Source organism: Nocardia crassostreae (genome assembly GCF_001613405.1).
GTDB classification, from domain to species: domain Bacteria; phylum Actinomycetota; class Actinomycetes; order Mycobacteriales; family Mycobacteriaceae; genus Nocardia; species Nocardia crassostreae.
On the sequence record NZ_BDCH01000038.1, the window covers coordinates 58077 to 77664 of the forward strand.

Annotated in this window: 23 protein-coding genes; 17 read left to right on the forward strand and 6 right to left on the reverse strand. The window is 67.9% G+C overall.

Translation table 11 applies throughout. The features are described 5' to 3' along the window. Positions 1-61: 61 nt before the first annotated feature. A complete protein-coding gene (gene pssA, locus NC4_RS33960) occupies positions 62-958 on the reverse strand; it encodes a CDP-diacylglycerol--serine O-phosphatidyltransferase (RefSeq protein ID WP_439957581.1) in 897 nt (298 codons plus the stop codon). Then, complete coding sequence (locus NC4_RS33965) at positions 955-1671, reverse strand: phosphatidylserine decarboxylase (protein WP_067547114.1); 717 nt, start codon at positions 1669-1671, stop codon at positions 955-957. Before NC4_RS33965 ends, pssA begins: the two co-directional genes overlap by 4 nt. A gap of 288 nt (positions 1672-1959) precedes the next feature. Between NC4_RS33965 and NC4_RS33970 the strand changes: the two genes are divergently transcribed. Beyond that, positions 1960-2988 carry a beta-ketoacyl-ACP synthase III gene (locus NC4_RS33970; protein ID WP_067547042.1) on the forward strand — a complete coding sequence of 343 codons (1029 nt, stop codon included), beginning with the start codon at positions 1960-1962 and terminating at the stop codon, positions 2986-2988. Between the two features lie 7 nt (positions 2989-2995). Here the strand turns inward: NC4_RS33970 and NC4_RS33975 are convergent, their stop codons facing one another. Together NC4_RS33975 and NC4_RS33980 are read right to left on the reverse strand one after the other, a co-directional pair. Beyond that, entirely contained in the window at positions 2996-3697 is a 702-nt protein-coding gene (locus NC4_RS33975) for an SIMPL domain-containing protein (RefSeq protein ID WP_067547044.1), read from the reverse strand. A 48-nt stretch (positions 3698-3745) separates the two neighbouring features. Continuing rightward, entirely contained in the window at positions 3746-4195 is a 450-nt protein-coding gene (locus tag NC4_RS33980) for an SRPBCC family protein (RefSeq protein WP_067547117.1), read from the reverse strand. 182 nt (positions 4196-4377) lie between these two features. Between NC4_RS33980 and NC4_RS40725 the strand changes: the two genes are divergently transcribed. The 12 genes from NC4_RS40725 to NC4_RS34030 all read left to right on the forward strand — a co-directional run bounded on the left by NC4_RS40725 (position 4378) and on the right by NC4_RS34030 (position 14557). Further along, positions 4378-4560: a hypothetical protein gene (locus NC4_RS40725; protein ID WP_157555390.1), complete on the forward strand. Its 183-nt coding sequence runs from the start codon at positions 4378-4380 to the stop codon at positions 4558-4560. A 53-nt stretch (positions 4561-4613) separates the two neighbouring features. Then, positions 4614-6287 carry an NAD(P)/FAD-dependent oxidoreductase gene (locus tag NC4_RS33985; protein WP_067547047.1) on the forward strand — a complete coding sequence of 558 codons (1674 nt, stop codon included), beginning with the start codon at positions 4614-4616 and terminating at the stop codon, positions 6285-6287. A 7-nt stretch (positions 6288-6294) separates the two neighbouring features. Next, positions 6295-7761 carry an ATP-binding protein gene (locus tag NC4_RS33990; protein WP_084530028.1) on the forward strand — a complete coding sequence of 489 codons (1467 nt, stop codon included), beginning with the start codon at positions 6295-6297 and terminating at the stop codon, positions 7759-7761. Positions 7762-7776: 15 nt separating this feature from the next. Continuing rightward, positions 7777-8130 (forward strand): UBP-type zinc finger domain-containing protein, encoded by a 354-nt coding sequence (locus tag NC4_RS33995; RefSeq protein WP_067547050.1) that lies wholly within the window; start codon positions 7777-7779, stop codon positions 8128-8130. Between the two features lie 85 nt (positions 8131-8215). Beyond that, on the forward strand, positions 8216-8644 hold the full coding sequence (locus NC4_RS34000; protein ID WP_067547053.1) for a hypothetical protein: 429 nt from the start codon (positions 8216-8218) through the stop codon (positions 8642-8644). 198 nt (positions 8645-8842) lie between these two features. Continuing rightward, positions 8843-8947, forward strand: a complete 105-nt coding sequence (locus NC4_RS43560; RefSeq protein ID WP_245722112.1) for a sigma factor — start codon at positions 8843-8845, stop codon at positions 8945-8947. A 60-nt stretch (positions 8948-9007) separates the two neighbouring features. After that, positions 9008-9736 (forward strand): sigma factor-like helix-turn-helix DNA-binding protein, encoded by a 729-nt coding sequence (locus NC4_RS34005; RefSeq protein ID WP_245722113.1) that lies wholly within the window; start codon positions 9008-9010, stop codon positions 9734-9736. A gap of 93 nt (positions 9737-9829) precedes the next feature. Continuing rightward, positions 9830-10807, forward strand: a complete 978-nt coding sequence (locus NC4_RS34010) for an NAD(P)/FAD-dependent oxidoreductase (RefSeq protein ID WP_245722114.1) — start codon at positions 9830-9832, stop codon at positions 10805-10807. Between the two features lie 185 nt (positions 10808-10992). Then, entirely contained in the window at positions 10993-11745 is a 753-nt protein-coding gene (locus tag NC4_RS34015) for a Clp protease N-terminal domain-containing protein (RefSeq protein ID WP_067547056.1), read from the forward strand. 53 nt (positions 11746-11798) lie between these two features. Continuing rightward, positions 11799-12098 carry a hypothetical protein gene (locus NC4_RS34020; protein ID WP_067547059.1) on the forward strand — a complete coding sequence of 100 codons (300 nt, stop codon included), beginning with the start codon at positions 11799-11801 and terminating at the stop codon, positions 12096-12098. Positions 12099-12281: 183 nt separating this feature from the next. Next, positions 12282-13913 (forward strand): chaperonin GroEL, encoded by a 1632-nt coding sequence (groL, locus tag NC4_RS34025; protein WP_067547062.1) that lies wholly within the window; start codon positions 12282-12284, stop codon positions 13911-13913. A gap of 212 nt (positions 13914-14125) precedes the next feature. Next, positions 14126-14557, forward strand: coding sequence for a DUF4189 domain-containing protein (locus NC4_RS34030; protein ID WP_067547065.1), 432 nt, complete (start codon positions 14126-14128; stop codon positions 14555-14557). A 56-nt stretch (positions 14558-14613) separates the two neighbouring features. Here the strand turns inward: NC4_RS34030 and NC4_RS34035 are convergent, their stop codons facing one another. After that, a complete protein-coding gene (locus tag NC4_RS34035) occupies positions 14614-15315 on the reverse strand; it encodes a TetR/AcrR family transcriptional regulator (RefSeq protein WP_067547068.1) in 702 nt (233 codons plus the stop codon). Positions 15316-15569: 254 nt separating this feature from the next. On the opposite strand from NC4_RS34035, the gene NC4_RS34040 reads away from it, so the two are divergent. The 4 genes from NC4_RS34040 (at position 15570) to NC4_RS34055 (ending at position 19169) form a co-directional block, all read left to right on the forward strand. Beyond that, positions 15570-16490: an NAD-dependent epimerase/dehydratase family protein gene (locus NC4_RS34040; RefSeq protein ID WP_067547071.1), complete on the forward strand. Its 921-nt coding sequence runs from the start codon at positions 15570-15572 to the stop codon at positions 16488-16490. A gap of 127 nt (positions 16491-16617) precedes the next feature. Beyond that, positions 16618-17037 (forward strand): YciI family protein, encoded by a 420-nt coding sequence (locus NC4_RS34045; RefSeq protein WP_067547074.1) that lies wholly within the window; start codon positions 16618-16620, stop codon positions 17035-17037. A 9-nt stretch (positions 17038-17046) separates the two neighbouring features. Further along, entirely contained in the window at positions 17047-18339 is a 1293-nt protein-coding gene (locus NC4_RS34050; protein WP_067547077.1) for an RNA polymerase sigma factor, read from the forward strand. A gap of 14 nt (positions 18340-18353) precedes the next feature. After that, positions 18354-19169, forward strand: coding sequence for a methyltransferase domain-containing protein (locus NC4_RS34055; protein WP_067547080.1), 816 nt, complete (start codon positions 18354-18356; stop codon positions 19167-19169). A 15-nt stretch (positions 19170-19184) separates the two neighbouring features. On the opposite strand, the gene NC4_RS34060 is transcribed toward NC4_RS34055, so the two are convergent. Then, a complete protein-coding gene (locus NC4_RS34060) occupies positions 19185-19463 on the reverse strand; it encodes a hypothetical protein (RefSeq protein WP_067547083.1) in 279 nt (92 codons plus the stop codon). Between the last annotated feature and the right edge of the window lie 125 nt (positions 19464-19588).

The window sequence follows — 19588 nt, forward strand, 5'->3', positions numbered from 1 at the left end:
CACCCCCCGGCGTCGGAATCGTCGCCGGGGGGTGCGAGGTATGAGGTGGATCGTGCCGTTCTCAGACCTTGCTGCCCGGGCGGCGCAACCGCAGGCGGGCCGAGGAAACCCGGCCCACCCGGCCCATGGGCCGGGGCAGTCGCCGCTGCCGCTGCGCCCGGCGCTGCGCGCGGCGTTCGGCGGGCTTGTGATGCCAGGTCTCCGGGCGCGCGGCGACCCAGCGGGCCGATCGCACGGCGAACGGAATATGCCCCAGGTAGAGCGCCACCAGCGCCATCATCAGAATCAGCGGGAAGGTCACCAGCAGCGCGGCGGCCAGCGCGACCAGCACCAGCAGTACCGGCGCGGTCCGCGGCGCCACCGAGACGGCCTTGATGGCCTGCGTCGGCAGCGTGCTCACGCACAGCAGTCCGGTGAACACCGTCCACACCGAGACCGCCGCGACGCTCACCCACCAGCCGTCGCCGAACTGCTCGCCCAGCGCGATGGGCAGCAGCACGATGAGCGCCCCGGCGGGCGCGGGCACGCCGACGAAGTACTCGTGCTGCCAATCCGGCACATTGTCGTCGTCGAGCAGCGTGTTGAACCTGGCCAGCCGTAACACCATGCACACCGCGAACATGAGCGCGACGATCCAGCCGACGCTGTCGGCGTGTAGATAGGTCACGTACAGCACCAGCGCGGGCGCGACGCCGAAGGCGATGGCGTCGGAGAGCGAATCCAGTTCCGCGCCCATCTTGGTGGTGGCATCCAGCATGCGGGCGATGCGGCCGTCCAGCATGTCGAAGATGGCGGCCGCGCCGATCAGGGCCAGCGCCACCCCCAGCTTGCCCTCCATGGCGAACTTGACCGCCGAGAGCCCGGAGCACAGCCCGAGAATGGTGACCATGCTGGGCAGCAGCCGGACCGTGCGGTTCCGGCGGCGCACGACCGGTGCGGGCGCGAGTTGCTCCATCATGAATCCAGTTCGGCCAGCACCGTTTCCCCGCCGATAGTGCGCTGCCCGGGATACACGAGCAGCTTGGTCCCGGCCGGGAAGTAGGTGTCCACGCGGGACCCGAACCGGATCAGGCCGTAGGTATCGCCGATGGTGAGCTTGTCGCCCACCTTGGCCTCGCAGATGATCCGGCGCGCCAGCAGTCCGGCGATCTGCACGACCGCCAGCCGCTGCCCGGCCTCGGTCTCCAGCACCATGGTGTTGCGCTCGTTGGCGTCGCTGGCCTCGGGCAGGTCGGCGGAGCGGAATTCGCCCTTCTTGTAGACGATTTCCGTCACCGCGCCGCTCACCGGCACCCGCTGCACGTGCACATCGAGCACCGACAGGAAGATGCTCACGCGCGGCAGCGGCGTATCGCCCAACCCGAGCTCGGCGGGCGGCACCGCGGTGTCGACCAGTGCGACCTCACCGTCGGAGGGGGACACGACCACGCCGGGGCGGTTCGGCGGCACCCGGTGCGGATGCCGGAAGAAGGCCGCGCAGGCCGCGGCCGCGAGCAGTCCCGTGCGGCGGATCCACTTGCGCCGGACGCCGACCACGGCGACGGCCAGCGGCGCCGCGACGAACGGCAGACCGGCCGGATGCAGCGGCGGGATGGCGGTGCGAACCAGATCGGCCACGTGGGCGAGTCCGGTGGCTTCGGGAGTGCCGGGCGGGGTGGGACGGCGGGCCACAAGCTCCTCTTTCATGCGCGGATAGGTGGCGGTCGAGACCCTGTTAAAAGTTGACCGGGGGGGACCGCGTTCAAACGATACGGGAACGTGGTGCGGCGCTCGCGTTCTCGGCATATGAAATGAGGGTGATCGGCCTGGCAATACCCCTCGATTGTGAGCATACGCACACATGTGGGACGCTGGCTCGATTAATATGAGGGGGCCTCATGTCTGCGGTGTCGAATGGTCCGCGGGGGGTGAGGGCCCGATGAAGGTCACGTTCGACGCGCAGTACATAGGAGAAGCACCATGGCTGCTCGAATTGCCTCGATCAGCGGGGTAGAGCACACCGCAATGCTCGGGCTCGGCGTGTACCGCCCCGCCCGGGTCGTCACCAACGATGAGGTGGCCGGACCGATCGAGTCCAGCGACGAATGGATCCGCACGCGGTCCGGTATTCGCACCCGTCGCTTCGCCTCCGCCGAGGAAACCATCCTGAGCATGAGCGTCGCGGCCGCCCGCGATGCCATCGAGGCCGCCGAACTGGAGCCGGGCGAGATCGACTGCGTCATTGTCGCCACCTCCACCTGGCTGCTGCTCACCCCGGCCGCCGCGCCCCAGGTCGCCAGCGAACTGGGCCTGGGCAATGTCGCCGCCTTCGACATCTCCGCCGGGTGCGCCGGTTTCTGCCATGCGGTGGCGCTGGCCTCGGATCTGGTGAAGGGCGGCACGTCCCGGCACGTGCTGGTCATCGGGGTCGAAAAGCTCACCGACGCCGTCAATCCCAAGGACCGCGGCACCGCCTTCCTGTTCGCCGACGGTGAGGGCGCGGTGGTGGTCGGCCCGTCCGAGGAACCCGGTGTCGGGCCCACCGTATGGGGTTCGGACGGCACCCAGCATCACACCATCCGCCAGGACAAGGACTGGATGGACTTCTTCCGCGAGATCGACGAGCGCGGCCTGGACGCCGTCCGCCCGTATCTCGCCATGGAGGGCACGGCCGTATTCCGCTGGGCCGCACACTCGCTGGAGAAGGTGTGCCGCGATGCCATCGAGCGCGCCGGTCTCACCCCCGGCGATCTGGACGCCATGGTCCCGCATCAGGCCAATGGCCGGATCATCGAGATCATGGCCCGCGTGCTGAAGCTGCCCGACAATTGCGCGCTGGCCAATGACATCGAGGAGACCGGCAATACCTCGGCCGCCTCCATCCCCCTGGCCATGGAGGCCCTGCTGCGCAAGGGCGATGCCAAACCCGGCGGCGCCGCCCTGCTCATCGCCTTCGGCGCCGGGCTGTCCTATGCGGCGCAGGTCGTGACGCTGCCGAACTGGAAGTAGCGGCGGCTCAACCGAGTTGCCACACGACGGTGACCGTGAAACTCACCGTCTGCTGGCCGGGTTCGAGGCTGAAATCGGCCGCTCCGCTGGGTGCGTTCTCGCGCGTCATCGGCGTCTGCGGCCAATAGCCGCTGCTGTCCTCGGAAATGGTCTGCACGCTCTTCAGTCCGAGCCCGGACAGATCGGCGTACTGCTGGGCCCGGGATTTGGCGTCCTCGAAGGCGCGGGCCCGGGCATCGGACAGCAATTTCGTATTGTCCTCGAGCCCGAACGACACCGAGCTGATGCGAGTTTCATTGCCACCCGCCTTGACGGCCGCGTCCAGCACCGCCGAGGCCTTGGGCAGATCCCGGATGAGGACGTGCACGGAATTGGTGGCCCGATAGCCGGTGATATCCCGCCCGTCCGGACCGTAGCTGGGCTGTACGGACAGATCGCTGGTCTGAATGTCCTCCCGCTTGGCCCCGGCCTCGACCATGGCATCGGTAATGGCCTTGGCCTTGGCGTTCGCGCCGTCCACGGCGGTGGATACATCGGGCGCGGTCACGTCCGCGCTGAGGTTGGCATTGAGCACATCGGGCGCGCCCTGCACCTTGCCGGTGCCGACCACGGTGACCGTGCGCTCGGCATCGGAATCGGAGCTACCGCACCCGGTCAGCAGCAGCGCGGTCCCGGCGGCCGCGGCGCAGATACCTGTAAGTCGTCGCATAGGCCGAACCTACGCATCCGGGCCGGGTGCCACGGGGAAACACGCAGATCAGCGCTCGAGGGCGGCCTTGATCCTGCCGAGGGTTTCGTTCATGCCCGCGAGGAGCGCGACCTCGAAGGGCTCCTCGCCGCCGAGCGCGCGCTCGATGGCCTTGCGGGAGATCCAGGTCGTGCCATTGGGGCAGTCGCGGCGTTGTATCAGCCTGCTGCCGCTCTCGGTGGGCTCGATGGTGAACGACCAGATGGTGCGATTGTCATTGATACGGAAGGCGATCGCCTTGTTCGGCTCGAACCGCACGACGCGCGAGGTGGTCGGCCAGAACTTGCGGCCGTCGCGATTGACATTGATGGTCCAGGTGCCGGTCTTGACGGCTCCGAGCGGCTGCATGCGAATGCACTGCGGGCTGAACTCGGGCATCCGCTTGAGGTCGGAGACCACCTTCCAGGCCTGGTCGGGCGCCGCGGCGATATCGATGGCGGCTTCGAGATTCTTCGGCAGCGCTGCCCCTTCGGAGGGTGTGACGGTCGGTACCACGAATCCTAGTTCGAACACTGAAAATCAACTAGATCACATTCCGGTGTTGCAGGTCCGGCGAATGTAATGGGCGGCGCACAATATGGGATAGACGAAGCAACGACACAGCCACGAGCTTCCGAATGGGAAACGTGAGGTGATCGGCCGTGAAACTGCGCTCGCTCCTACATCGTAGGACCAAGACGGTCCCGCTACTTCCCGCTGACGAGACCGTTGCGCCCGGCCCGGCGACGGGGGCCAAACGCAAGGCCAATGGCGCCCTGGAGGAACGGTTGGAACGACTGCTCACTCCGAACGAGTTGGATCTGGTGCAGCATCATCGGATTTAGCCGATGGTGAACAGCTATCCAGTGGGTTTGACGGCCCCCCGCATACTTCTTAGGTGACCTCAGCAGCTGCCGCCAAGCCGGCCATCCTCAGTGTCGACGACGATCCCGGCGTGTTCCGCGCCGTGGTCCGCGACCTGCGTCGCCGCTACGGCGCGGATTACCGGATCTTGCGGGCGGAATCGGGCGCCGATGCGCTCGACGCGCTGCGCGAGATGAAACTGCGCGGTCAACCGGTGGCGGTGCTGATCGCGGACTACCGGATGCCGAATATGAACGGCGTCGAATTCCTGGAGCAGGCCATGGACCTGCATCCGAACGCGCGGCGGGTATTGCTCACCGCCTACGCCGACACCAATGCCGCCATCGAGGCCATCAATGTGGTCGATCTCGACCACTACCTGCTCAAGCCGTGGGATCCGCCGGAGGAGAAGCTGTATCCGGTCATCGACGCGCTGCTCGATGCCTGGCGCAGCGATCCGCAGCGGCCGGTGACCGAGACCAAGGTGGTCGGGCACCGCTGGTCGGCGCGTTGTTCGGAGGTGCGGGAGTTCCTGGCGCGCAATCAGTTGCCGTATCGCTGGTATCAGTTCGACGAGCCGGAGGGCGCGCGGCTGCTGACCGCGGCGGGCGCGACCGAGGAGCAGTGCCCGGTGATCATCAATCCGACCGGCGAGGTGCTGATCGGGCCCTCGGATGCGGAGCTGGCCAGCGCGGTGGGCCTGTCCACCGATCCGGTGGGCGATTTCTACGACCTCATCGTGGTGGGCGGCGGACCGGCCGGTCTCGGCGCGGCGGTTTACGGCGCGTCGGAGGGCCTGCGGACGGTGCTGGTGGAGCGCACCGCGACCGGCGGCCAGGCCGGGCAGAGCTCGCGCATCGAGAACTACCTGGGCTTCCCGGACGGGCTGTCCGGGGCGCAGCTGGCGGATCGGGCGCGGCGGCAGGCGGTGAAATTCGGCGCGGAATTGATCACGGCGCGCGAGGTGGTGGCGCTGGAGGCGTGCGGCTCGGCGCGCGTGGTGAAGTTCGCGGACGGCGGATCCATTGCGGCGCATTCGATTCTGATCGCCACCGGCGTCAATTATCGGCATCATCCCGCGCCCGGCGTCGACGAATTCACCGGCCGCGGCGTCTATTACGGCTCTGCCATGACCGAGGCCGCCGATTGCGCCGATCGGGACGTCTACATTGTGGGCGGCGCGAATTCGGCGGGGCAGGCGGCGGTGTATCTGTCGCGGCACGCGCGCACCGTGCACATTCTGGTGCGAGCGGGATCGCTCGAGGATTCCATGTCGCACTATCTGATTCAGCAGATCGAGCAGATTCCGAATATCAAACTGCACACCCGCACCGAGGTGATCGCCGCCGACGGCGACGATCATCTGGAGCGGATCGTCTTGCGCGACAACGAGACCGGTGTGGAGGAGAAGGTGGACACGGAGCGGCTGTTCCTGTTCATCGGCGCGGCGCCGGAAACCGAATGGCTCGACGGTCTGGTGACGCGCGATGCCGCGGGTTACGTGGTGGCCGGGCCCGACCTCATGGTGGACGGCGAGCGGCCCGCGGGCTGGGAGCTGCCGCGGCCGCCGCAGCATTTGGAGACCAGCGTTCCCGGTGTGTTCGTGGCCGGGGACGTACGGTCGGAATCGGCCAAGCGGGTGGCGTCGGCCGTCGGTGAAGGTGCGATGGCCGTCATGCTCGTCCATCGCTACCTGGCGAAACAGTAGGAGTGCCGTGGGAACCCAATTGATCTGCGACCCCAATGAGCTGCGCGAGCTGTTCCTGTTCGAGAAGCTCGACGACGAACAGCTGGCGTGGCTGTGCCGCGACTGGCGGGTCGAGAACTTCGAGCCGGGACTGGTTTTCCGCGAGGGCGATCCGGCCACCTGCTTCTATGTGCTCATGGACGGCGAGGTCCGGCTGACCAAACTCTCCGGCGGTGAGGAGATCGAACTTGTCCGCACCGATCACCACGGGTCCTATGGGGGCGCCTGGACGGCGTACATGGGCGACAAGGTCGATCAGAGCTACACCAGTTCGTTCTATGTCACCCGGCCGTCGAAGTTCTTCGTCCTCGATGCCGGGACCTTCGCGCGCATGGTGCAGACCTGGTTCCCCATGGCGCTGCACCTGCTCGAAGGCGTGTTCTTCGGCAATCGCAATGCCAACGAGATCATCGGGCAGCGCGAGCGGCTGGTGGCGCTGGGCTCGCTGTCGGCGGGACTCACCCACGAGCTGAACAATCCGGCCGCCGCCGCGGTGCGCGCCACCTCCTCGCTGCGGGAGCGCGTCGCCGGGATGCGGCACAAGCTGAAGATGATGGCGCACGGCAAATTCGACTCCAAGACGCTCGAGAAGCTGGTGGCCCTGCAGGAAGAGGCCGCCGAGCAGGTCGCCAAGGCGCCGACGCTGACCTCCCTGGAAGCCGCCGACCGCGAGGACGAGTTCGGCGACTGGCTGGAGAGCCACGACATCGCCAATGGCTGGGATCTGGCGCCGAATTTCGTACAGGCCGGATTCGACATCGACTGGCTGGAGAAGATCCACGGCACGCTGTCCGGTTGCGGGCAGGGCGTTTTCGAGGGCGCCATCCGCTGGCTCAACTACACGGTCGAGACCGAGCTGCTCATGAACGAGATCGCCGACTCCACCACGCGCATCTCCTCGCTGGTGAATGCCGCCAAGCAGTATTCGCAGATGGATCGGGCGCCGTTCCAGGTGGTCGACATCCACGAATTGCTGGACAGCACGCTGGTCATGCTGGGGCGCAAGATCGGTGACGATATCCAGGTGGTCAAGGAGTACGACCACGGCCTGCCGCCGGTGCCGTGCTTCGCGGCGGAGCTGAATCAGGTATGGACGAACCTGATCGACAATGCCATCGCGGCCATGGGCGGGCGCGGCACGCTCACCGTGCGCACCTATCTGGAGAACGGTTGCGCCGCAGTGGAGATCGGCGATACCGGGCCGGGCGTGCCGGACGAGTTGCGGCACCGCATCTTCGAACCGTTCTTCACCACCAAGCCGGTGGGGGAGGGCACCGGGCTGGGCCTGGACATCTCCTTCCGCATCGTGGTGAACAAGCATCACGGTGATATCCGGGTCGAATCCGAGCCGGGCAATACGCGTTTCATCGTCCGGCGGCCCCTGGAGAGCCCGGAGCTCGCCGAGAATCTGCAAACTACAAGCACCGCAAGCTGATACGGGAGGCATTCGATGTCGGAGCAAATTCCGGGAGTCGACACGACCATCGCGCCGAGTGGCACCGGGTGTGTGGAATGCGAAGCCGCGCAGGGCTGGTGGGTGCATCTGCGCCGATGTGCGCAGTGCGGGCATGTCGGGTGTTGTGACACCTCGCCGTCGCAGCACGCCACCAAGCATTTCAAGAACACGGGGCATCCGTTCGTGCAGAGTTTCGAGCCCGGTGAGGACTGGTTCTGGAACTACGAGACGGATGAGATGTACGACGGCGGGCCCGAGCTCTCGCCGCCCAGTCATCATCCGCTCGATCAGACGGTTCCGGGCCCGCGCGATCGGGTGCCCGCGGACTGGCAGAGTCAGCTGCACTGATTCGGTGGTTCGGACCGGGTACGCTGCTGCGAGCGCCGGGCGGCACCGGCGCGCAGGCACTCCCGGGAAGCTCGGAAAGCAGGGTATGAAGAGGATTTCGATCGTCGCCCTCGCGGCAGGCGCGATGACGTTGGCGCTCGCCGCCTGCGGGCAGGACGGTTCCACCACCACGACCGGCCAGAACACCAATACCGCGGCGACCACGACCCGACTAACCGCGCCCCGCCCGTCCACCACGGCCGCCGCTCCGATCGAGCCTCCGTCCGAGGCTCCTGTCTCTCCGGTCACCAAGAAGACCACCGCTCCCAATGGCGCCCAGACCACCTGCGGCGAATTCCGCGACCTGGACGACGCCACCGAGAAGTCCGTCATCGACCAAATCCTCGCCGCCAACCCCGGCTCCATCCTCGAGGGCAGCCCCAACGTGGCGCTCGGCACCGCCAAACTGGCCTGCCTCGCCGACGCCTACACCCAAACCCCGGTAGCCGTCGCAATCCGCGTAGCCCCCAAGTGATCCCGCAAGGTTGACACCGCATCGGGGTTCGGGGACTTGTGCCCGAAATACTCTTCTCCTGATCTCCGTTAGGGATCTGTTGGCCCCTCATTAGGGGTGCGGCGCACCGTATGGGGCGTGTGGATCTTCACGGCTGTCCGCGCGTCGCGCAGGCGTATCGTCGCAAAACGGTTGCGTAGTGCGAGGACGGGTGGACGGATGGACGCCGACGGGCTGATCGAATTCCAGCGGCATCGGCCTCGGCTGTTCGCGCTCGCGTATCGCATGCTCGGATCGGCGGCGGAGGCCGAGGATGCGGTGTAGGAGACGTATTTGCGGTGGGACTCCACCTTTCGCGCCGAGATCCGTTCCGTTGAAGCGTGGTTGACCACGATTCTGGTGAACTTGTGCCGCACCTGGCTGGATTCGGCCCGGGCTCGCCGCGAATCCTATGTCGGGCCGTGGCTACCCGAACCGGTGTCCACCGCGGGTGGTGAACTGGGGCCGCTGGAATCGGCCGAACAGCGCGAGATGGTGTCGTTGGCCTTCCTGACGCTGCTGGAGCGGCTGACCCCGGCCGAGCGGGCGGTCTTCGTGCTGCGGGAGGCCTTCGGTTACGCCCATCGCGAGATCGCCGACATGCTCGACCTCACCGAGGCGAATTCCCAGCAGCTCTATCGCCGGGCCGCACAGCGGGTGCGCGAGGACCGCCCGCGTTTCGATCCGGCCCCGGCGCATGCCCGTGAGCTGTTCGAGAAGTTCCTGGCCGCAGCCGCATCCGGTGACGTCGCCTCGCTGGAGGCCATGTTCACCGCCGATATCGTGTCGGTGGCCGATGGCGGCGGCAAGGTCACCGCGGCGCGTCGGCCGATCACCGGTCCGGCGCGGGTCGCCCGCTATGTGGTGGGTCTGTTCGCCCACGAGGTGCCCGGGCTGGGGCTCGCGTTCGAGGATGTGAACGGTGCGCACGCCCTGGTGGTTCGCAGCTTCGGCGCGACCTTCCTCATTGCCGCCATCGACATCTCCGGCGACAAGATCGCTGGCATCCGGCTGGTGCTGAACCCGGACAAGCTGGCCTTCTTCATGCGCGCCGACCAGGTCGCCGGGCACTGAAATCGCTGTGACACAGCGCACCTGCGGATCTGTCAGGGATGTGGAGGCCATCCCGTCTGGAGGGTGTCGGCCTAGCGAAAGGAAGTCACCCTCATGACCGGAGAACATCGGATCGTCGTTCTGGGCGCCGGATGCGCCGGATTGTCGGCCGCGAAGCAGGCCGCGCGCGTGCCGGGCGCGCGGGTCACGGTGATCGAGGCGCGGGCGCACCTGGTCGAGCGGGTGCGCTTGCACCAGGCCCTGGCCGGACAGCGGATTCCGCGCTGGGATCTGCGGGAATTGCTGGAGCGCAAGGGAATCGAGTTCGTGCAGGCGCGGGCGGTACGGATCGACACGATGCAGCGGAGCATAGAGCTGGAGGGGAACTGGTCCGTCTCCTACGATTCGCTCATCTACGCGCTCGGCAGTATCGGCCAGGCTGATGGCGTGCCCGGGGCGGCCGAATTCGCCCGTGCGGTGGCGACTCCCGAGGATGTGCGGCAGCTGCCCGCGTTGTCCGGCCGGGTCGCGGTGGTGGGCGGCGGCGCCACCGGCATCGAGACCGCCACCGAATTGGCCGAGGCCAGACCGGATCTCACCGTGCTGCTGCTGAGCGCCGAAGAGCCGGGCGCCTGGCTCTCGGACAAGGCGCGCGGGCATATTCGCGCGGTGCTGGACCGGCTCGGCGTGCCGGTGTACTCCGGTGCGAAGGTCGTCGAGGTGCATCCGGACGGTGTCGAACTGGCCGGTGGCGACCGGATTCAGGCCGATACCGTGCTGTGGACGACCGGTTTCGCGGTTCCGGCCGTCGCCGCCGACTCCGGGCTGGCCGTGAACGCGCAGGGCCGCGTGCTGGTGGACGACGAGCTGCGGTCCCGTTCGCATCCGGAGATCTACGCGGTCGGCGATGCCGCGATCGTCGCCGGTCCCGGCGCGCGCGAGCTGCGGATGGCCTGCGCCACCGCGCTGCCCGCGGGCAAGTACGCCGCCACCGCCCTGGCCGCCCGGCTGCGCGGTAAGGAGCCCGCGCCGCGCCGGTTCCGCTACTACTTCCAGTGCATCAGCCTCGGCCGCGCCGACGGTGTCATCTAGTTCGTGCATGCCGACGACGCTCCGGCGCGCACCGTGCTGACCGGTCGTACCGCGGCCCGGTTCAAGGAGCTGATCGTGCGCGGTGCGGGCAGTGCGGCGCGCCCCTGAGCGGGGGGCTGTCCGCTCACGGCGAAATCGTCAACTTACGGTTGACCATCGAAGGATAGTCGACCTAAAGTTGACGCATGACGAATCCATTCCGCTTGGACGACCTGATCAACGGCATAAAGCAGGCGCGCCCCGACAATGTGCTGGAGCAACTCTCCGACGCCGTCGTCCTCGCCAACCATCTCGGCGAGGTCGCCGATCACCTGATAGGCCACTTCGTCGACCAGGCCCGCCGCGCCGGGGCCTCCTGGACCGATATCGGCGGCAGCATGGGGGTTACCAAACAGGCCGCCCAGAAGCGCTTCGTGCCCAAGCCCCCCGGCGATGCCGCCGATGCCGCGGCCCTCGACCCGAACGCGGGCTTCGCGCGCTTCACCCCGCGGGCCCGCGCCGTCGTGGTGGCCGCTCAGGAAGAGGCGCGTGACGGCGGCAACTCCGAGATCACCACCGACCACCTCATCCTCGGCATGCTGCGTGATCCGGAATCCCTTGCCGTGCGGGTCATCACCGCCAAGGGTGTCAGTGCCGACGCGGTCCGCCGCGTGGCCACCGCCGCCCTGCCCCCCGCCGCCGACGGCGAAATCCCCGCCCTGATCCCGTTCGACGGCCAAGCCAAGAAGGCCCTCGAACTCACCTTCCGCGAGGCGCTGCGCCTCGGCCACAACTACATCGGCACCGAGCACCTCCTGCTGGCCCTCCTCGACCAGGAGAACGGCACCGGCGTTCTGTCCGGCCTGGGCCTCGACAAGGACGCCGTTTCCGCCGATATCGAGTCCCTCCTCGAGGTGATCACCACCAAGCGATCCGCCGAATCCCCCGACGCGAAGTAATACCGCCCGTCCAGTTCCCCAGCTTCCGCCCGCTCTCCGGATACGATGGAGAAATGGCGGACGACGAGGGTTCCGACCTAGTTGCGGGGGAAAGACGCGCTGACCTGCTGCGCGCCCTCTCCTATGTCTCGACCGAGGACACTCCGGACGGCGGCTACATCGTGAACGGCGACCTGCCACCCGACGTGGCCCCGCCGTTCATCCGCGCCATCATGCGCATAGAAGCCGAACTCCTCCTCCAAGACGCCGCCCTGGTCGACATAGACCACGGCGAACCCCGCACCCCCGAAGAACGCCGCACCGACGCCCTGATAGCCCTCCTGCTCCGCGTGGACGACCGCCTGGTCATGTAGTTGGGCCCTCTCCCCACCCGTACCCCCGACCTTGCACTCGGGAGTGCTGAGTGCTAGAAATGGCTTTGGCGCTCCATACCCGTGAGTGCTAGGTCGGGACGGTGAGGCCAATCTGGTCGTCCGTCGCGGGCACCGAGCCTGGCCAGATCGTGTCAATCCCCTGATCTGGAGGATCTCAACGCAATGGCCAAGACAATTGCGTACGACGAAGAGGCTCGCCGCGGTCTTGAGCGCGGTCTGAACAGCCTCGCCGACGCTGTCAAGGTGACCCTGGGCCCGAAGGGCCGCAATGTCGTGCTGGAGAAGAAGTGGGGCGCCCCCACCATCACCAACGACGGCGTCTCCATCGCCAAGGAAATCGAGCTCGAGGACCCGTACGAGAAGATCGGCGCGGAGCTCGCCAAGGAAGTTGCGAAGAAGACCGACGACGTCGCGGGTGACGGCACCACCACCGCCACCGTGCTCGCCCAGGCTCTGGTTCGCGAGGGCCTGCGCAACGTGGCCGCGGGTGCGAACCCGCTGGGCCTGAAGCGCGGCATCGAGAAGGCCGTCGAGGCCGTCACCACCAAGCTTCTCGCCACCGCCAAGGAGGTCGAGACCAAGGAGCAGATCGCTGCCACCGCCGGTATCTCGGCGGGCGACTCGTCCATCGGTGAGCTCATCGCCGAGGCCATGGACAAGGTCGGCAAGGAAGGCGTCATCACCGTCGAGGAGAGCAACACCTTCGGTCTCCAGCTGGAGCTCACCGAGGGCATGCGCTTCGACAAGGGCTACATCTCCGGTTACTTCGTGACCGACCCGGAGCGTCAGGAAGCGGTCCTCGAGGATCCGTACATCCTGCTGGTCGGCTCGAAGATCTCGACCGTCAAGGATCTGCTGCCGCTGCTGGAGAAGGTCATCCAGGCCGGTAAGCCGCTGCTGATCATTGCCGAGGACGTCGAGGGCGAGGCCCTGTCGACCCTGGTCGTGAACAAGATCCGCGGCACCTTCAAGTCCATTGCCGTGAAGGCCCCGGGCTTCGGTGACCGTCGCAAGGCCATGCTGGCCGATATCGCCATCCTGACCGGTGGCGAGGTCGTCAGCGAAGAGGTCGGCCTCTCCCTGGAGACCGCCGGTCTGGAGCTGCTGGGCCAGGCCCGCAAGGTCGTCGTCACCAAGGACGAGACCACCATCGTCGAGGGCGCGGGCGACGCCGAGGCCATCAAGGGCCGTGTCGCGCAGATCCGCACCGAGATCGAGAACTCGGATTCGGACTACGACCGCGAGAAGCTGCAGGAGCGCCTGGCCAAGCTGGCCGGTGGCGTCGCCGTCATCAAGGCGGGCGCCGCGACCGAGGTCGAGCTCAAGGAGCGCAAGCACCGCATCGAGGATGCCGTGCGCAATGCCAAGGCCGCCGTGGAGGAGGGCATCGTCGCCGGTGGCGGCGTGGCCCTGCTGCAGTCGGCTCCGGCCCTGGACGAGCTGTCCCTCACCGGTGACGAGGCCACCGGCGCGAACATCGTGCGCGTCGCCCTCTCGGCTCCGCTGAAGCAGATCGTCTTCAACGCGGGCCTGGAGCCCGGCGTCGTCGCCGAGAAGGTCTCGAACCTCCCGGCGGGCCACGGCCTGAACGCCGACTCGGGCGAGTACGTCGACCTGCTGGCCGCCGGCGTTGCCGACCCGGTCAAGGTCACCCGCTCGGCGCTGCAGAACGCGGCGTCCATCGCGGCGCTGTTCCTCACCACCGAGGCCGTCGTCGCCGACAAGCCGGAGAAGGCCGCCCCCGCGGGCGACCCGACCGGTGGCATGGGCGGCATGGGCGGCATGGACTTCTGAGTCCTGCCTTCCGGCAACCTGTTCGAACCGGGACCGGCTCACCTTCGGGTGGGCCGGTCTCCGGCGTTTCCGGGCAGGGCGCCGGGATGGATCGGTCGGTGAATCGGTCGATGTCCTCGGTGCGCGGTATTTCTGGTGATTTCTGTCGGTGGAGTCCGACAAGATCGGAACAGGTTTCGGATCCGAAACCGTTCTGATGGGGAGAAAATCGGATGTTTGCACTGCGCAAGGCGGTATTGGGGCTCGCGGTCGTATCGACGGTGGCGGTCACCGGCGGGGCGGGAACGGCTGCGGCCGAACCCGGACCGGATGGGCGCTACTACGGGTCGCTCGCTCTCGCGACGGGCACTCCGGAGGGCACCGTATGGGGAGTCACGTGGAACTACCCGTCGCACGGCGAATCCGATCGGGACGCGATCGAGGAGTGCGGCTATTCGAACTGCACCGTCATCGCGCGATTCGTGGACGAGTGCGTGGCGCTGGCGAAGCGGGACGGCCGGTATCTCGCGGCGGTGGGCCCGACCCGGGCCGATGCGGAGCGGGCGGCGATCGCCGCCTTCGGTCCGCCGCGACCGGCGACGATGAGCGCGGCGGCGAGTGAGGCCACACTGCTGGATTCGCAATGCAGCGGTGACGCGAGCTGAGTCATCGGCCGATCGCGGCCCGGCCTGCCATTGTGGTGGGCCGGGCCGCGGCGTTTTCAGGGCTGGGTCGGTAAGCCGATCAGGTCGGCCATGAGGTTCATGTGGTGGTCGAAATATTCGGCGACGGCTTCGATGGTGCCGTCGAGGCGGCCGAAGATTTCGAAGGTAACCAGGCCGAAAAGCTGTGTCCAGGTTACGAATACGCGGTCCAAGACCTCTTCCGGGAGGTCGGTGGACTGCTGTTCGATAAGGGTGCGCAGGTCGGCGCGCACCGGTGCGGGCAGTGGGGTGGGGAGTGGCGCGGGGCGGAGAAGTCCGGCGGTTTCGGCGTGGGTGGCGATATCGGCGAGCAGGAGTACGACGGTGGCGGCGGGCGCGACGGTGTCGCGAGGGGCGGCGTACCCCGGAATCGGGCTGCCGTAGAGCAATCCGTATTCGGTCGGGTTGGCGACGGCCCAGTCGCGGACGGCGGTGCAGACGGCGAGCCATTGTGCGCGCGGGTTGTCGGCGGGGGCGGCCGCGGCGGCTTCGGTGGCCGTCCGGCCGAGTGATTCGTAGCCCTCCAGGATCAGCGCGGTGAGCAGGTCGTCGCGGCTGGGGAAGTACCGGTACAGCGCGGAGGCGACGATTCCCATATCGCGGGCGACGCCGCGCAGCGAGAGTCCCGCGCCGTCCACGGCCAGCCGCTTCCGTGCGGTGGCCTTGATTTCCTCGATCATCTCGGTGCGGACGCGGGCGCGCAGGGATCCGGCGGACATACCGGCAGTGTAGAGAACGTGACACCGTTCCGTGAACGGTAGATGACTTCGAGAACAGTGTTCTTGACTGCGCGGCGCCCACTCACCTACTCTCAACCTTGACGAGAACACTGTTCTCGAACGAGAACGCCCGTCGGAATCGAGTGTCCGGCTGCTGGCCTCGGCGGTCGCCGGGCCGCGGGCGGACCGCCGCACCGAGGTGAAAAGCTATGTCCAGTAGTCGCATTGGAAGATCGAACAGGATCGAGGACGCCATGTCCCTGCACGTCGTCATCGGAGCCGGTCCCGTAGGAACGGCCACCGCAACCCAGCTGGCCGATCGGGGTGAGCGAGTCCGCCTGCTCACCCGCCGCGGCACCGGCCCGCAGCATCCCGGCATCGAACTGATCGCCGCCGACGCGACCGACGCGCCCACGCTGATCGGTCACAGCGACGGCGCGACCGCGCTCTACCAGTGCGCGGGCATACCCTATCAGCGCTGGGCCACCGACTTCCCGCCGCTGGCCGCGTCCTGCGTGAGCGCGGCGGAGAAGACGGGCGCCCTGCTGGCCAGCGTCGGAAATCTGTACGGCTACGGCCCCTTCGACGGCCCGGTCGGCGAATCGCAGCCGCTGCGGCCCGATTCGGTGAAGGGCCGGGTGCGCACCGACATGTGGACCACGGCCCTGGCGGCGCACGAGGCGGGCCGGATCCGCACCGTCGAGGTGCGCGGATCCGATTACCTCGGGGCGGGCGCGAATTCGACGTTCACCGCCATGGCGCTGTCCGCCCTGCTCGCCGGTAAGCAGGCGCTGGTGCCCGCCGACCTGGACGCGCCGCACAGCTGGACCGCGATCGACGATGTGGCGCGCACCCTGGTCGCAGCCGCGGCCGACGAAACAGCGTGGGGCCGAGCCTGGCACGTGCCGACCCCACCGCCCATGTCCATGCGCGCACTCGCCGAGCTCACCGCCACCGCCGCGGGCACGGCGCCCGCCCGAATCGGCCGGATGCCCTACGCGGTGCTGTGGGTCGCCGGTCTGTTCAATGCGGACGCGCGGGAGATCCGCGAACTCCGGTACCAGTTCGACCGGCCGTTCGTGCTCGACTCCACGGCCGCCACGGCCCACTTCGGTATCGAGCCGATCCCGACCGAGCAGGCGGTCGACGCCATGGTGCGAGCCGCGCGCGGCTAGGCCGCGGCGATCGCGGCCACGGGTCTCCGAAGAAAAATTCTCGGTGTCGTGTCGATCGATGCGGTTCCCCGTTCGACCCAGTGGTGAGAGGGTCGAGAAGGACCCGGACAACCGAGGAGAACCCGACATGAAGTACATGCTGATCTTCCGCGCGACCGATGAAGCAGTGAAGTCGATGGAGGACATCGACTTCGACGAGATGCTCACCGCCATGGGCCAGTTCAACGACGAGCTGATCCGGGCGGGCATCCTGCTCGCCGCCGAGGGGCTCGACGATCCCTCCGGTGGTGTGGTCGTGGACTACTCCTCGGAGCCGCCGGTGGTGACCGACGGCCCGTACGGCGAGACCAAGGAGCTGTTCGGCGGCTTCTATCTGCTCAATGTGGCCTCGAAGGAAGAGGCCGTGGAGTGGGCCAAGCGGATGCCGATGACCAGGCCGGGGATCAAGACCGAGATCCGCCGCGTCCCCACCATCGACGAATTCCCGCAGGACAACATTTGGATCCAGAAAGAGCGCAAGTGGCGCGAAGCCACCGGCCAGCTCTGAGCGCGGCCCATGGGCGATGTCACCGGCCGTGAGGCCGTAGCCGCCGTCTGGCGGATCGAGTCCGCGCGAATCGTCGGTGCGCTGGCGCGCTATACCGGCGATTTCGCGCTGGCCGAGGATCTCGCCCAGGAAGCGCTGGCGGAGGCGCTGGTGACCTGGCCGCGCGAGGGCATGCCCCGCAATCCGGCCGGTTGGCTGCTGACGGTAGGCCGCCGCCGCGCCATCGATGCCTTCCGCCGCCGCGCCGCACTCGACGAACGCTATGCCGCTCTCGCCCGCGATCTGGGCGAGGGCGGCGCCGTCGCGGGCGGCCCGCCGGGCGAATCACCCGGTGACCGTGGGGATGTGCTGTGGGATCCCGATCGGATCGACGACGATGTGCTCGCCCTGATCTTCATCGCCTGCCATCCGGTGCTGTCGCGCGAGGCGCGGGTGGCGCTCACCCTGCGCGTGGTCGGCGGCCTCACCAGCGATGAGATCGCCAAGGCCTTCCTGGTCCCGACCGCCACCGTGCAGGCCCGAATCACCCGTGCGAAGAAAACCCTCGGCGCGGCCCGGGTCCGGTTCGAGCTCCCGTCGGCCGCGGAGCGCGGCGAACGCCTGGGCTCGGTGCTCAGCGTCATCTATCTGATCTTCACCGAGGGCTCCTCCGCCACCTCCGGCTCGGATCTCATTCGCTTCGATCTGGCGGGCGAAGCGCAGCGCCTGGCGCGGGTGCTGACCCACCTCGCCCCGAACGAGCCCGAGGCGCATGGTCTTTCGGCTCTCCTGGAGCTCACGGCCGCTCGTTTCCCGGCGCGCACCGCCCCCGACGGCGACCCCATCCTGCTCGAACATCAGGATCGCCGCCGGTGGGATCGGTCCGCGATCCGCCGCGGCCGCGCCGCGCTGGCCCGCGTCGAACAGCTGGGTCGCGGTCTGGGCGCCTACGGCTTACAGGCGGCGATCGCCGAATGCCATGCGGTGGCCGGTTCGGTCGAGGAGACGAACTGGGAGCGCATAGTTCTCATCTACGAGGCGCTGGGCCGCCTGGCCCCGTCGCCCATCGTCGACCTCAATCGCGCCGCTGCGGTCGCCATGGCCCAGGGCCCGGCTGCCGCCCTGACCATTGTCGACGACCTGGTGGCCGCGGGCGCCCTGGCGAAATCGCATCTCCTCCCGACCGTTCGCGGTGAACTCCTCACCCGGCTCGGCCGTACCGCCGAGGCGCGCGACGAACTGAAACGCGCCATCGACAGCTGTGGAAACGAGCGCGAGCGGGGGCTGTTGCGCCACAAGCTCGCCGATCTCGATCGAATGTGAGCAGAGAGGAAGCCATGACGGACTCGAACCATATGCCCTCCTTCCGGTCCGACCAGATCGAGTCGGCGGCCACCGGACAGCTCGTCGACGTGCTCGATATGCAGGCGTCGGTGCCCGGAATCCGGCGGCTGCGCGAGTGGGCGCAGCAGGTGCTCGCGGTGCGCGCGGGCGAGCGTGCCCTGGATATCGGCTCGGGCACTGGATCGGAGGTGTTCGAGTTCGCGCACCGGGTCGGCGCGGACGGCATGGCGGTCGGCGTGGATGCGAATCCCGCCATGCTCGCCGTCGCGCGCTCGCGCGCCGCCGAAATCGGGGTGGGGGCGCGGTTCGTCGAGGCGAGTGCGTACCGGCTGCCGTTCGCGGACGACAGTTTCGACGCGGTCCGCTGTGAGCGCGTCTATCAGCACCTGGACGATCCGGCGGGCGCGACGGCCGAGATCGCCCGGGTACTGCGTCCGGGTGGACGGGTGATCCTGATCGATACCGACTGGCACACCGCCATCACCCATCCGGGAGATCCGGAGGTGGTGGCGGCCTTGGACACCCACGCCTCGGCGCGTGCCACCAATCCCGGATCGGGCCGGTTGCTGCGCGGCCTGCTGGTGCGGGCCGGATTCGTCATCGACGATCTCGGATCTCAGGCCGTCATCTGGGACCCGGAGGTCATCCTGCCGTTGCAGCGGATGTTCGGTGAGAGCGCGGTCGCCGCCGGAGTCATCACCGCCGCGCAGGCCGAGCAGTTGCTCGTCGATATCGAGTCGGGTGTGCGGACCGGCGACTTCCATATGTCGGTCACCATGTTCGCGGTGCCGGGACATCTGGCGGAGTAGTCGCCCGGCCGCGCGTCACGGATGGGGATGGCGCTCGGACAGGGTGATGGCGGCGTCGATGGGCCGGATACCCAGGCGCGCGGCGGACTCGGCGATGGTGGCCTGCAGATCGGCGTCGTTCGGATGGGCGGGGTCGTAGAGGAGTTCCACCAATTCGATGGCGGCGACGGCCTCGGCTCTGCTGAGGAGGCGGCCGGGCAGCCAGCTGACGCGCCAGGTGTCGTCCGGGCCGGGTAGTCGTTCCGCGAACTCGTCGACGAGGGCGCTCGTGATCGACCAATCGCAGACGTACACACAACCAAGGTCGTACTCGGGGCGTTCGGTTTCAAGAGCTTGACCCGCCAGCTACGAGACCACTTGGTACTAATCGTGCGATTCAGGCCTCTGAACAGGCGATTTGACATCGCTTCGTAGCAACA

Coding starts and splice junctions, on each gene's coding strand:
- NC4_RS34015 (WP_067547056.1), top strand. CDS start 10,993: ATGACGAATCCATTCCGCTTGGACGACCTGATCAACGGCATAAAGCAG.
- NC4_RS34055 (WP_067547080.1), top strand. CDS start 18,354: ATGACGGACTCGAACCATATGCCCTCCTTCCGGTCCGACCAGATCGAG.
- NC4_RS34010 (WP_245722114.1), top strand. CDS start 9,830: ATGACCGGAGAACATCGGATCGTCGTTCTGGGCGCCGGATGCGCCGGA.
- NC4_RS34045 (WP_067547074.1), top strand. CDS start 16,618: ATGAAGTACATGCTGATCTTCCGCGCGACCGATGAAGCAGTGAAGTCG.
- NC4_RS34040 (WP_067547071.1), top strand. CDS start 15,570: ATGTCCCTGCACGTCGTCATCGGAGCCGGTCCCGTAGGAACGGCCACC.
- NC4_RS34050 (WP_067547077.1), top strand. CDS start 17,047: ATGGGCGATGTCACCGGCCGTGAGGCCGTAGCCGCCGTCTGGCGGATC.
- NC4_RS33970 (WP_067547042.1), top strand. CDS start 1,960: ATGGCTGCTCGAATTGCCTCGATCAGCGGGGTAGAGCACACCGCAATG.
- pssA (WP_439957581.1), bottom strand. CDS start 958: ATGATGGAGCAACTCGCGCCCGCACCGGTCGTGCGCCGCCGGAACCGC.
- NC4_RS33995 (WP_067547050.1), top strand. CDS start 7,777: ATGTCGGAGCAAATTCCGGGAGTCGACACGACCATCGCGCCGAGTGGC.
- NC4_RS34030 (WP_067547065.1), top strand. CDS start 14,126: ATGTTTGCACTGCGCAAGGCGGTATTGGGGCTCGCGGTCGTATCGACG.
- NC4_RS34020 (WP_067547059.1), top strand. CDS start 11,799: ATGGCGGACGACGAGGGTTCCGACCTAGTTGCGGGGGAAAGACGCGCT.
- NC4_RS34035 (WP_067547068.1), bottom strand. CDS start 15,315: ATGTCCGCCGGATCCCTGCGCGCCCGCGTCCGCACCGAGATGATCGAG.
- NC4_RS43560 (WP_245722112.1), top strand. CDS start 8,843: ATGGACGCCGACGGGCTGATCGAATTCCAGCGGCATCGGCCTCGGCTG.
- NC4_RS34000 (WP_067547053.1), top strand. CDS start 8,216: ATGAAGAGGATTTCGATCGTCGCCCTCGCGGCAGGCGCGATGACGTTG.
- groL (WP_067547062.1), top strand. CDS start 12,282: ATGGCCAAGACAATTGCGTACGACGAAGAGGCTCGCCGCGGTCTTGAG.
- NC4_RS33975 (WP_067547044.1), bottom strand. CDS start 3,697: ATGCGACGACTTACAGGTATCTGCGCCGCGGCCGCCGGGACCGCGCTG.